The sequence below is a fragment of the uncultured Roseobacter sp. genome, from assembly GCF_947499265.1.
In the GTDB taxonomy this organism is placed as follows: domain Bacteria; phylum Pseudomonadota; class Alphaproteobacteria; order Rhodobacterales; family Rhodobacteraceae; genus Roseobacter.
On sequence record NZ_CANMNK010000011.1, the window covers coordinates 19,230 to 30,699 of the forward strand.

Below are 11,470 nucleotides of genomic sequence, written 5' to 3' on the forward strand. Positions count from 1 at the left end.
CATGAACAAATCCTTCATCGCCCAAAACCCTTCCGTCCTGTGGTTTCTCGCTGCCCTCGGCCTCTTCACGCTTGCCGTCACGCTGCTCTCGGAGGCCACGGGTGTGGGGCTCATTTCCACCTCCTTTGTCAAAACGCTGGGCAAAACGCTCTGCCTGTGCCTCATCGCCATCGCGATGGATGTGGTCTGGGGCTATTGCGGGATCCTGTCGTTGGGGCATTTTGCCTTCTTCGGCATTGGTGGCTACGCGGTCGGCATGTGGCTGATGTACGCCCGTACCGAAGGCATCGTGCTGGAAAGCCTGTCAGGTCAGGTGATCCCGCCCACCCCGCAGGAAATCTCCGACGCCATCGGCAATCAGATTTTCGGCGTTGTCGGCAGCTCCGACTTCCCGCTGATCTGGGCCTTTGCCGACAACCTCTTCTTGCAGCTCGCCATGGTGGTTCTGATCCCCGGGCTGCTGGCGCTGGTCTTTGGCTGGCTGGCATTCCGCTCGCGCGTCACCGGCGTTTACCTGTCGATCCTCACGCAGGCAATGACCTTGGCGCTGTCGCTCTATCTCTTCCAGAACGACAGCGGGCTGCGCGGCAACAACGGGCTCTCGGGTCTGCAAAACATCCCCGGATTTGAAGCGACCCCGCAAGCGACGATTTCCATCGTCTTCTTTCTGGTCTCCGCCCTCGCCCTGGGCTTGGGCTATGTCTTTTTCGCCTGGGTGATCTCCGGCAAGATGGGCAGCGTTGTGAAAGGCATCCGCGATAATGAGGCGCGCGTGCGCTTCCTCGGCTACCATGTGGAAAGCTACAAGCTCTTCATATTCACCATCACCGCCATCATTTCCGGCATTGCTGGCGCGCTTTACTATCCGCAGGCAGGCATCATCAATCCGGGTGAGATCGCTCCCATCACCTCCATCTACCTTGCGGTCTGGGTCGCCATAGGCGGGCGCGGGCGGCTCTATGGTGCAGTCATCGGCGCGGCCTTTGTCTCCCTGCTCTCCAGCTGGTTCACCGGGGGCGGCGCGCCGGACATCAACCTTGGATTCTACACCATTCAATGGACGGACTGGTGGCTGGTGCTCCTGGGTCTTTCCTTTGTTGCGGTGACGCTCTTCTTCCCGAAAGGGATCGGCGGGCTCTTTGACTATCTGGTGAGGAAACCGTCATGAGCATGCTGCTGGAAGTGTCAGGGGTCACGGTCACCTTCGACGGGTTTCGCGCCATCAATAATCTGTCGATCAATTTTGCCGAGGCGGAATTGCGCGCAATCATCGGCCCCAATGGCGCGGGCAAGACCACCTTCATGGACATCGTGACCGGCAAGACGCGGCCGGATGAGGGCCATGTGATCTGGGGGGAGCGCAACATCTCTCTGCTGGGGCTGTCCGAAAGCAAGATCGCGATGGAAGGGATCGGACGCAAATTTCAGAAACCCACGGTTTTTGAGGCGCAGACGGTGCGACAGAACCTGGCAATGGCGCTGAAAACCCCACGTGACCCCTTTGCCGTGCTGATGCATCGCAAAACGGCGCAGAACGCGGAACGGATCGAAAAGATTGCCGAGGAAATCGGCCTGCTGAACAGTCTCACCCGCGTGGCTGGCGAGCTGAGCCACGGGCAAAAACAATGGCTGGAGATCGGCATGTTGCTGGCCCAGGATCCGCGCCTGCTCCTGGTGGACGAACCCGCCGCGGGCATGACGGTCGAAGAGCGCGAGAAAACCACCGATATTCTCAAGCGAGCGGCGGAAACACGCGCCGTTGTGGTGGTCGAACATGACATGGAGTTTGTGCGGCGTCTCGATTGCAAGGTCACGGTGCTGCACGAGGGCGCGGTTCTGGCCGAGGGTAGTCTTGATCATGTTACATCCAACCAGACCGTGATCGATGTCTATCTGGGGCGCGGTCATGCTTAAGGTAGACGCCCTCGAACTGCACTACAGGCAGAGCCAGATCCTGTATGATATCTCCCTTGAAGCGCCGCGCGGTGAAATCACCGCGCTGATGGGCAACAACGGGGTGGGCAAAACCAGCCTGCTCAAAGCCATCGCCGGTCGGCACGCCGCCTCCAGCGGTACGATTTCCATTGGCGATGATACCTGGGAGAAAATCCCGGCGGTGATCGCTGCGCGGGCTGGCATTGCCTATGTGCCGCAGGGGCGGGAAGTTTTCCCGATGATGTCCGTTCTGGAAAACCTGCAGACCGGTTTCGCCTGCCTGCCAAAGGCAGAGCACGAAGTGCCGGATACCGTGTTCGATTTATTCCCGGTGCTGCGCGACATGCAGGCACGCCGGGGTGGGGATTTGTCCGGCGGACAACAACAGCAATTGGCCATCGCGCGCGCGCTGATCATGCGGCCCAGGGTGCTTTTGCTGGACGAGCCTACCGAAGGCATCCAGCCCAATGTCATCGAACAGATCGGGGATGCCCTGCGCCAACTGCGCGCCGACCGGCAGATGGCGATTGTTCTTGTCGAACAGAACGCCGATTTCGCCTATGCGCTGGGGGATCACTTCATCATTCTGGAACGTGGCCGGGTGAAGCGGCGCAGCGCAAAGGCAGATTATTCCAAAGAGGCGCTCATTCAGGACCTCGCCCTGTAATCCCTCATCTGCAAAGGCTGACCCCCCTGGTCACCGGCTGACAAAACCGCTTACGCCCCTGCGGAAACTCACCTAGGGTGCCCCGACATGCAGATATCGGGGGCAGGTATGAACGGCGCGGAATCACTCGTCAAAACACTTCTGCAAAACGGCATCGACACCGTATTTGCAAACCCCGGCACCTCCGAGATGCACTTTGTTGCCGCTTTGGACACACATCCAGAAATGAACTGCGTTTTGTGCCTCTTCGAAGGCGGCACGACGGGTGCGGCGGACGGTTATTTCCGGATGAAGCGCGATGTGGCGGGCACGCTGCTGCACCTTGCGCCGGGGTTTGGCAACGCTTTTGCCAATCTTCACAACGCGCGCAAGGCGGGGTCCGGCGTGCTCAACATCGTGGGCGATCACGCCACCCATCATCTGCGATATGAAAGCCCGCTCAAAGGGGACATTATTGGCATCAGCCAAGCCATCAGCCACTGGACGCGCGTCTCCCCGGATGCGGGAAGCGTGGCGCAGGATGGGGCTGAGGCGCTCCGGGCTGCCCGCGCAATGAATGGCCAGATCGCAACCCTGGTTCTGCCCGCAAATACGGCGTGGGATCCGGCGAAGGGCCCGGCAGAGAGCTTGCCGCCACAGACGTTATACCGCCCGTCCGAGGCAGACATTGAGGCAGCAGCGCAGCGTTTGCGCACCAATGCCGCGGCGCTTATGATTGGCGGCCCAGCGCTCTTTGGCACATTGCGACAGCTTGCGGGCCGGATTGCCGAGAAAACCGGGTGCCGGTTGATGGTCGACACCCTGATCCCGCGCATTTCCAAAGGGGCGGGCACCGCGAAAATCGATCAACTGGTTTACCCGGTCGACCCGAAAGTGGCGCAGCTTGTGGGAACGTCCTCAATCACACTGGTCGGCACCAACCGTCCCGTCGCCTTCTTCGCCTACCCCGGCAAGCCCAGCGTGCCGGAGCCTGCAGAATGTATCCTTGCGGACCTCTGCACCCCGACAATGGACATTGGCTGGACGTTGCAAGCCCTCGCCGACGCGGTGGGCGTGTCGGACAGCACCGCTCCAGAAACCTACGAACTGGATCTGCCCGCCCTGCCTGCGGGGCAACTCACACTGGAGAAGGTCGGCCAGGTTCTGGCGGCGCTGATTCCTGAAAACGCAATTGTGTGCAACGAATCCGTGACCTCCGGCTTCAAGGTCATGCCCCCCACGGCGACAGCGCGCCCGCATGACGTGCTCAGCGGCACAGGCGGTGCGATTGGTCTTTGCCTGCCCTGCGCCACCGGTGCCGCCATCGCCTGCCCGGACCGGAAGGTCATTGCGCTGACCGGCGACGGGTCGGCGATGTATACGCTGCAATCGCTCTGGACCAAGGCGCGCGAGGGACTCGACGTGACCGTGGTGGTTTTTGCCAATCGTGGCTACCAGATCCTGCGCAATGAGCTCACGAACGTAGGGGTGGAAACCTATGGGCAAAATGCACAGGCCATGTTTGATGTGGAAAACCCAACGCTTGATTGGGTCTCGCTGGCGCGGGGCCATGGTGTGCCCGCCACACGGCCGGAAACGGCAGAGGCCTTTGCGGCAGCGCTGCAGGCGGGGCTTGACAGTGATGGGCCATCGCTGATCGAGGTGGTCTGCTCTTAACTCCCGCAACGGTCAGGCGTGTAGATCTGGCTTTTTGGGTGAAGGCAACGGCCGCCGGTCAGCGATGTGCTGCATTCCAGACATCCAGCAACGAGACGGCAATCTCGTCCCGAACATCCGCATAAAGCGCAATCTTCAGCTGCTCTTTTCCCAGATGGTTGGCCAGCGAAATCACTTCGCCGCTTTCGACTTCCTTGTACAACATCGAAAACGGCAGCCATCCCACCCCCATACCATTCAGAACCAACTCCTTGATCCCACTGGAAAACGCAGTTTCGCAAAATGGGTTCTCCGACAGCGCCTGCGTGGCAAAAGCCCGTTCCGATTTGTTCAAAACCTCGCCGAAATAGCTGTTTTCGGGGTAAACGATAGCCGGGGTATTGGCCGCCAGCGTGCCGTCGTGCTTGACGGCATATCGCAACGCGCCGCCAACAACCGGGATCAGATAATCATTACCCCAAATCACCCGCCGAATGCTATCGCCGAAGGGCAAGGGCCCGGCACTCTCGGATTCGTAGCAGAGCAGCATATTGGCATCGCCGCGCAGAAACATGGTCACACAATCACGCAGGTTTCCCGGTCTCAACCGAAATCTCAAGGCCGGGAACCGCCGTTTCGCGTGCACCGCCATATCCGGAAAGGTCGAGAAGACAGGCGCGTGCTGCGCCGCCAGCGATACGGTCGAGCCTGCGGGATCGAAATGCGCAATCTTGCTGCGCAGATCGCGGATTCTGGCGGCAAGGGCGCGGATCTCGACCTCGTTGGCGCGCAGGGCCGGGCTGATGTCGACCGAATTGGCGCCGCGCTGCAAGACATCCGTGCCCAGCCACCCTTCAAAACCGCGAATGCGCCTCGAAAATGCGGGCTGTGTGATGTGCCGCCGCGATGCTGCGCGGCTCATGTTGCCTTCTTCCAGCAGCACCAGAACGTCGTCCAACCAGTTCAGGTCCATCGCATCACCTCCCTCACCCATACAATATGTATGAGCAGACCAATCAGAAAGCATTATTTTTAAGCTTCAGTATTTGGCAAGCTTTGTCTGAATCATGTGGAGGATGGCGGTATCGTGACAGAAAATAATTTGATGACAGAGGTTCGTGACGAACAGAGTGCGGAACTGATGGCCAGCCTGTGCAAGGACCTCTCCATTGCGCTGGCGCGGTTTCCCAAGGTCCGGCTTGGCCATTTGCCGACACCGCTGGAACCGATGGACCGTTTGAGCGAAGCCCTTGGCGGCCCGCGTCTCTGGGTCAAGCGTGACGATTGCACCGGTCTGTCCTCGGGCGGGAACAAGACCCGCAAGCTTGAATACCTGATGGCCGATGCGCAGGCGCAAGGGGCGGACACCATCATCACCCAGGGCGCGACCCAGTCAAATCACGCCCGCCAAACGGCGGCCGCTGCGGCGAAACTGGGGATGAGCTGCCATATCCTTCTTGAGGACCGCACCGGATCCAACGACCCAAGCTACATCCTGAACGGCAATGTCCTGATGGACCGTCTGCATGGCGCCACCGTGTCCAAACGCGCCGGTGGCACGGACATGAACGCCGAGATGCAGGGTCTTGCAGAAGAGCTTCTGTCAAACGGGCATACGCCTTATGTCATTCCGGGTGGGGGCTCCAACCCCATCGGCGCCTTGGGCTATGTCAATTGTGCGCGCGAGCTTGCCGAGCAAGCCGCAAACATCGGCCTGAAAATCGACGGGCTGGTCCATGCAACAGGCAGCTCCGGCACGCAGGCGGGCCTGGTCACCGGCCTTGCGGCAATCCGCAGCGACATCCACCTCTTGGGTATTGGCGTGCGGGCACCGCAAGACAAGCAGGAGCAAATGGTCTATGATCTTGCCCAACATACAGCAGATTACCTGGGTACCGGGTTGCAAATCGACCGCGCCGCAGTACGCGCCAATTGCGATTACGTCGGCCCCGGTTACGGCATACCGACGGAGGGTATGAAACGCGCAGTCAAGCTGCTTGCCCAAACCGAGGGGCTGCTTTTCGATCCAGTTTACTCGGGAAAAGGGCTGGATGGCCTTATTGATCTCATTCGCAAAGGCCATTTTGGACATATGGAAAACGTCGTTTTCTTGCATACTGGCGGCAGTGCGGCGCTGTTCGGCTATCCCGACACCTTCGACTTGCCCGGCTACACCGACTAACAAAAATACAAAAAACACCAACAAGGAGACCTAAATGTCAGTGAAAAAGACACTCATATCGGCAACAACGGCTATCACGCTCATGGGCGCGCCCGCTTTTGCTGCCGAAGAAGTCAAGATCGGCGTCCCATCCTGGACAGGCGCTCAGGCCATCGCCCATCTGCTGGCCGCCGTCGTGGAAATGCGCATCGGCGGCACTGCGGAAATGGTGCCTGGCAACAACGCGACAATTTTCCAGGCGATGGATCAGGGCAAGGGCGACATCGACGTGCACCCGGATGTCTGGCTGCCCAATCAGGAAAGCTTCACCAAGAAATATGTGGATGAAGCGGGCACCGTTACCCTGTCGTCCAATCCCTATGAGGGCAATCAGGGTTTCTGCGTGTCTCAGGACTTTGCCGAAGCCAACAGCATTACGGATATCGCCGATCTGGGCCGTCCGGACGTCGCAGCGATGATGGACAGCGATGGCAACGGCAAAGGCGAAATGTGGATCGGCGCGCCCGGCTGGGCCTCTGCCAATGTGAACGAAGTGAAAGTGCGCGACTATGGGCTGCTTGATTTCGTTGAACCCATCCGTGCGGAGGAAAGCGTCAAGACAGCGCGCGTGAAGGATTCCATCGCCAAGGGCGAAGGCTATGCGTTCTATTGCTACAAGCCACACGCGATCTGGTATCAGTTCGACGTGGAAATGCTGAGCGAACCCGCATTTGACCCCGCCAAATATGTGATGATCCAACCTTCGGATGATGCCGATTGGTATGAGAAATCCAAGGTGGCTTCCAAGGATGCCCTGAAAGAAGTCCAGATTGCCTGGTCGAATTCACTGGCGGATCGCTCGCCAGCCATTGCCGAATTCTTCGAGCGTTTCTCGCTGACTGCGGACGACGTCAGCAATTTCGCTTTTGAAATCAGCGGCAACGGACGTGACCCGGCAGATGTCGCGCGCGAGTGGGTTGAGGCAAACCCCGACCGCGTCGATGCATGGCTTGGCCTCTGATCGCACTTAACGCGATTTATCTGACCGGGCGCTGATCACTGGCGCCCGGTCCCCATACACACCTCAGCCAATGGATGGACCGCCATGAGCGATGACACCGTTATTGAGATCTCCAATGTCTGGAAAATCTTCGGCGCGCACCCCCAAGCCGCGTTGCGCGCGATCCGCGAGGAAGGCCTGAACAAGGCCCAAGTGCTCGCGCAGCACAACTCGGTCGTCGGCGTGGCGGATGTGAGCCTCTCGGTCAACCGCGGCGAAATCTTCTGCATCATGGGGTTGTCGGGCAGCGGCAAATCCACCTTGGTGCGCCATTTCAACCGGCTGCTGGAACCCACCGCCGGTCAGATCCTGATCGAGGGAACGGATGTGATGGGGCTTGGCCCGAACGAATTACAGTCTTTCCGCAACCGCAAGATCGGCATGGTCTTTCAGAACTTTGCGCTGATGCCGCACCGCTCTGTGCTCGACAATGTGGCGATGCCGTTGGAAATCCGGCAGATCAGCAAGAATGAGCGTATGCGGCAGGCCGCCGCCATTCTGGACATTGTGGAACTGGGGGCCTGGGGCTCCAAATTCGCGCATGAGTTGTCAGGCGGGATGCAACAACGGGTGGGGCTGGCGCGCGCGCTGGCGGCGAACCCGGATGTGTTGCTGATGGATGAACCCTTCAGCGCGCTCGACCCACTGATCCGACGGCAATTGCAGGATGAGTTCATCCGCCTGTCGCAGATCCTGAAAAAGACCACGATCTTCATCACCCACGATCTGGATGAGGCCGTCCGCATCGGAGACCGCATCGCCATCATGCGCGATGGGCGCCTAGTTCAGACCGGCACGGCAGAAGAAATCGTGATGCATCCGGCGGATGATTACGTCGCCGATTTCGTGGCGGGCATATCGCGGCTGAAGGTCGTGCGTGCTCACGCGGTCATGCAGAATGTCGACGCCTACATAAAAACTTCGGGGCCCATTGCCGCGGACGCCCCGCGCGTGAATGAGAGCGAAACACTCAGCACCCTCATCAACCTCGCAATTGACCACGACAGCCCGATCCTGGTGGAGGATCAGGGCAAGGACATCGGTGTCATTTCACGCGCCGATATCCTGCGCACTGTTGTCGAAGGGACGGAAATGTCATGAAAGACGCAACGCAAAACCCGCTTGAAGCGACGGACACGGAAGTGGCCCGCGCCTATGCCGCCGAACGCAAGGAAAACATTGAAACCTTCGTGCGCACGAACCCGGACTACTATATCGCGCAGTTCGACAAGATCGGGGCCAGTGCGAAATTCACCGCCACCTTCAACGCCATGGCGGGGCTCTTTGGACCGATCTGGTTTGGCGCGCGTGGGCTATGGTCCTGGGCGCTGCCGTTTCTGATCATCGAGGCGCTGGCCTTTGTGCAGATCGCGCGCGGGCTTTTTGGCGATCTGGCTGCCGACGCGCGAGCGCGTATCGCTTCCATCGAAGGCACGCTGGAGCTGCGGCAACAACAGCTGGCTGCCGCCATCGAAAGCGGATCCGACAAGGTGGATGTCTACCAACGCACGGTTGAGTCCCTGCAGGGGGCGATCGGCGGCATCCGTGCCGAGGCCGATGCCTTGGCGGAACAGGGCGTCTCGATCGCACTGACCGGTCTGGGCATTCTGATCGTGGCGAAACTGGCGCAGGCGACGGTTGCCAATTGGGCATTGGAAGCGCGGTTCTCAGAGTGGCTTTCGGATCGCTCCATTCGCTCGGGGCTGCCGGTGCAACACATCGTGTTCAGCGCCATTTTCATGATATTGATCGTGCTCGCCGCGATGCTGCACTACAGCCTGCCCGGTCGTTTTACCCTGCTGAGCGAGTTCCCGACCAATCCCGAATACCGCCTGAGCAGCATCGCCTGGGTGGAGGCGTTCTTTGCCTTCTGCGTGGCGAATGGCGAGGCGCTCTTTGACTTCATCACCTATGGCATCCGCGTCATTCTGGATGCGCTGGAGCTGATATTCGTCAGCACACCCTGGATCGTCGTGGCAAGCCTCATCATCCTGTTGACCTGGTTGACGGCGGGCATCCGTATGGCCATCTGGTCAGCGGCGTTCCTGTCCTACATGGGTCTGCTGGGCTTCTGGGAAAAGGCGATGACAACCCTGGCCCTGCTGGGCACCGCGGCATGTTTGTCGATCCTGATCGGCATTCCGTTGGGGATGTTCTGCGCGCGCAGACCCCGGTTTTATTCCTTCATCCAGCCGATTATGGATTTCATGCAAACGATGCCGGCCTTTGTCTTCATGATCCCCGTCATCGCGTTTTTCGGCACCGGCAAACCGGCCGCTGTTGTGACCACCATGATCTTCGGCGGCACCCCCGTGGTCCGGCTGACGGTGCTGGGGTTGCGCGGGGTGCCTGAAAGCGTGCGCGAGGCGGCGATCTCCTTTGGGGCCAACAAGTGGTATCTGCTGACGCGCGTAGATCTGCCGCTGGCCAGCCCCTCGATCCGAGCCGGGATCAACCAGACGATCATGCTCTCGCTGGCAATGGTGGTTGTGGCCTCTCTGATCGGGGCGAAAGGCCTTGGCGAGGATGTGCTGGAAGCGCTGCAATATGCCAATGTCGGCCAGGGTATCCTTGCCGGGTTCGCCATCCTCTTCTGCGCCATGATCCTGGATCGCATTGTGCAGGGTCAGCGCAAGTGACACCGCTCGTTCTCGTCCATGGTTTCATGGGTGGGAGCGCGCAATGGGATCTTCAACGGGCCGCTCTGGGGCAAAACCGTGCGCTGGTTGCGGTTAATTTGCCGGGGTTTGGCGAAAACAACAGCGCGCGCGCCATCGACAGCATTCCGGGGTTTGCAGACTGGGTCATCGCGCACCTCAACAGTCTTGGCGTGACACGGTTTCACCTGATGGGCCATTCCATGGGCGGCATGATCGTGCAGCAGATGGCCCATCAGGCGCCGGATCGCATTGACCGGTTGATCCTTTACAGCACCGGTGCCATCGGCATTTTGCCAGGCCGCTTTGAAACCATCACGCAGAGCAAGGAGCGCGCGGCCCAGGACGGGGTCAAACCCACGGCCAGGCGTATTTCCGCAACCTGGTTTTTGGACAGCGAGACGGCGCCCGAATACGAGGCCTGCGCCCGGATCGCAGAGCAAACGGCCGCCGCCGCATTTGATGCGGGGCTGGATGCGATGCAAAATTGGTCCGGGGCTGAGGCACTTGGCGCGATCCGCTCCGAGACGCTTGTATTGTGGGGGGACGGCGACCGAACATACCCTTGGAGCCAAACGGAAAAGCTGTGGCAAGGCATACCCGATGCGCAGCTTGCCGTCGTGCCCGGATGCGCACACGCGGTGCACCTGGAAAAACCGATGCTCTTTAACACGTTGGTTTCGGATTTTCTGGTTGACCACTGACAGTCGCAGCTAGGGAAACCGGATCGCGGGATCGCCGTCCTGCCATGTGTCATATTTCATCATGATGGCCGCAAACCGTTCAGACGCCAGAAAGCGCGCCAACCAATTCTGCAGCCTTGGCCAATCCTGCGCATCAAACCAATCCTTGTCGATAAAGGCAAACTGGCGCACGAAGGGCAGAATGGCGTAATCGGCCAGCGCAGGGCGCTCGAAAATCGAGGCTTCAATCTGGTCATTGAGATCATTGAGAAATTCGCAGGCCCGCGCACGCGCCGCCTTGGGGTCAACCTCCGGATAGCGCGTCGCGTATTTTGTCTGATCCAGCGCCTCTTTGAACGGACCGTCTGCGCGGCTGATCCAATCTGCCCCGGCCTGCGGCATGTCCAACCACCCCTCCGGATCACTCTGCTTTAGCGCCCAGATCATGATGTCGAGGCTTTCATCAATCACCCCATCCGGGGTGACCAGACAGGGCACGGTGGCACTTGGCGAGGCATCAAGAAAGGCTTGCGGCTTGTCACGCAAAAGGATTTCGCGCAGCTCCACACCCACGCCGCTGATGGCCAGAGCCAGCCGTGCACGCATGGCATAGGGACAGCGACGAAAGGAATATAGAATTGGCGTCATGGGCACCCCGCTCGATCTGACGCC

The 11,470-nt window shown here is 59.8% G+C and carries 11 protein-coding genes; 9 read left to right on the forward strand and 2 right to left on the reverse strand.

What is annotated here, in order from left to right:
• Position 1 precedes the first annotated feature (1 nt).
• The 4 genes from urtC (at position 2) to Q1A63_RS23185 (ending at position 4,258) form a co-directional block, all read left to right on the forward strand.
• Positions 2 to 1,168 carry an urea ABC transporter permease subunit UrtC gene (urtC, locus tag Q1A63_RS23170; RefSeq protein WP_298976833.1) on the forward strand — a complete coding sequence of 389 codons (1,167 nt, stop codon included), beginning with the start codon at positions 2 to 4 and terminating at the stop codon, positions 1,166 to 1,168.
• Complete coding sequence (gene urtD, locus Q1A63_RS23175) at positions 1,165 to 1,914, forward strand: urea ABC transporter ATP-binding protein UrtD (RefSeq protein WP_298976834.1); 750 nt, start codon at positions 1,165 to 1,167, stop codon at positions 1,912 to 1,914. The genes urtC and urtD overlap by 4 nt, the downstream gene beginning before the upstream one ends.
• The gene (gene urtE, locus Q1A63_RS23180) at positions 1,907 to 2,602 is read left to right on the forward strand and encodes an urea ABC transporter ATP-binding subunit UrtE (RefSeq protein WP_299632583.1); all 696 of its coding nucleotides are present in this window, start codon (positions 1,907 to 1,909) and stop codon (positions 2,600 to 2,602) included. Before urtD ends, urtE begins: the two co-directional genes overlap by 8 nt.
• A gap of 87 nt (positions 2,603 to 2,689) precedes the next feature.
• On the forward strand, positions 2,690 to 4,258 hold the full coding sequence (locus Q1A63_RS23185) for an acetolactate synthase large subunit (RefSeq protein WP_299632585.1): 1,569 nt from the start codon (positions 2,690 to 2,692) through the stop codon (positions 4,256 to 4,258).
• A 58-nt stretch (positions 4,259 to 4,316) separates the two neighbouring features.
• Here Q1A63_RS23185 and Q1A63_RS23190 read toward each other — a convergent pair whose 3' ends face one another.
• Positions 4,317 to 5,210, reverse strand: coding sequence for a LysR substrate-binding domain-containing protein (locus Q1A63_RS23190; RefSeq protein ID WP_298976840.1), 894 nt, complete (start codon positions 5,208 to 5,210; stop codon positions 4,317 to 4,319).
• A 168-nt stretch (positions 5,211 to 5,378) separates the two neighbouring features.
• Here Q1A63_RS23190 and Q1A63_RS23195 point away from each other — a divergent pair, with 168 nt between their 5' ends.
• The 5 genes from Q1A63_RS23195 (at position 5,379) to Q1A63_RS23215 (ending at position 10,819) form a co-directional block, all read left to right on the forward strand.
• Positions 5,379 to 6,419: a D-cysteine desulfhydrase gene (locus Q1A63_RS23195; protein WP_298976863.1), complete on the forward strand. Its 1,041-nt coding sequence runs from the start codon at positions 5,379 to 5,381 to the stop codon at positions 6,417 to 6,419.
• A gap of 34 nt (positions 6,420 to 6,453) precedes the next feature.
• Positions 6,454 to 7,419 (forward strand): glycine betaine ABC transporter substrate-binding protein, encoded by a 966-nt coding sequence (locus tag Q1A63_RS23200; protein ID WP_298976841.1) that lies wholly within the window; start codon positions 6,454 to 6,456, stop codon positions 7,417 to 7,419.
• An 84-nt stretch (positions 7,420 to 7,503) separates the two neighbouring features.
• Positions 7,504 to 8,559 carry a betaine/proline/choline family ABC transporter ATP-binding protein gene (locus tag Q1A63_RS23205; RefSeq protein WP_298976843.1) on the forward strand — a complete coding sequence of 352 codons (1,056 nt, stop codon included), beginning with the start codon at positions 7,504 to 7,506 and terminating at the stop codon, positions 8,557 to 8,559.
• Positions 8,556 to 10,097, forward strand: a complete 1,542-nt coding sequence (locus tag Q1A63_RS23210; RefSeq protein ID WP_298976844.1) for an ABC transporter permease subunit — start codon at positions 8,556 to 8,558, stop codon at positions 10,095 to 10,097. The genes Q1A63_RS23205 and Q1A63_RS23210 overlap by 4 nt, the downstream gene beginning before the upstream one ends.
• A complete protein-coding gene (locus Q1A63_RS23215; protein WP_298976846.1) occupies positions 10,094 to 10,819 on the forward strand; it encodes an alpha/beta fold hydrolase in 726 nt (241 codons plus the stop codon). The genes Q1A63_RS23210 and Q1A63_RS23215 overlap by 4 nt, the downstream gene beginning before the upstream one ends.
• A 9-nt stretch (positions 10,820 to 10,828) precedes the next feature.
• Here Q1A63_RS23215 and Q1A63_RS23220 read toward each other — a convergent pair whose 3' ends face one another.
• The gene (locus Q1A63_RS23220; RefSeq protein WP_298976847.1) at positions 10,829 to 11,446 is read right to left on the reverse strand and encodes a glutathione S-transferase; all 618 of its coding nucleotides are present in this window, start codon (positions 11,444 to 11,446) and stop codon (positions 10,829 to 10,831) included.
• Between the last annotated feature and the right edge of the window lie 24 nt (positions 11,447 to 11,470).

Bases quoted from the DNA above. Each gene is read 5' to 3' on its own strand.
- urtC (WP_298976833.1), top strand. From the start codon at position 2: ATGAACAAATCCTTCATCGCCCAAAACCCTTCCGTCCTGTGGTTTCTC.
- urtD (WP_298976834.1), top strand. From the start codon at position 1,165: ATGAGCATGCTGCTGGAAGTGTCAGGGGTCACGGTCACCTTCGACGGG.
- urtE (WP_299632583.1), top strand. From the start codon at position 1,907: ATGCTTAAGGTAGACGCCCTCGAACTGCACTACAGGCAGAGCCAGATC.
- Q1A63_RS23185 (WP_299632585.1), top strand. From the start codon at position 2,690: ATGCAGATATCGGGGGCAGGTATGAACGGCGCGGAATCACTCGTCAAA.
- Q1A63_RS23190 (WP_298976840.1), bottom strand. From the start codon at position 5,210: ATGGACCTGAACTGGTTGGACGACGTTCTGGTGCTGCTGGAAGAAGGC.
- Q1A63_RS23195 (WP_298976863.1), top strand. From the start codon at position 5,379: ATGGCCAGCCTGTGCAAGGACCTCTCCATTGCGCTGGCGCGGTTTCCC.
- Q1A63_RS23200 (WP_298976841.1), top strand. From the start codon at position 6,454: ATGTCAGTGAAAAAGACACTCATATCGGCAACAACGGCTATCACGCTC.
- Q1A63_RS23205 (WP_298976843.1), top strand. From the start codon at position 7,504: ATGAGCGATGACACCGTTATTGAGATCTCCAATGTCTGGAAAATCTTC.
- Q1A63_RS23210 (WP_298976844.1), top strand. From the start codon at position 8,556: ATGAAAGACGCAACGCAAAACCCGCTTGAAGCGACGGACACGGAAGTG.
- Q1A63_RS23220 (WP_298976847.1), bottom strand. From the start codon at position 11,446: ATGACGCCAATTCTATATTCCTTTCGTCGCTGTCCCTATGCCATGCGT.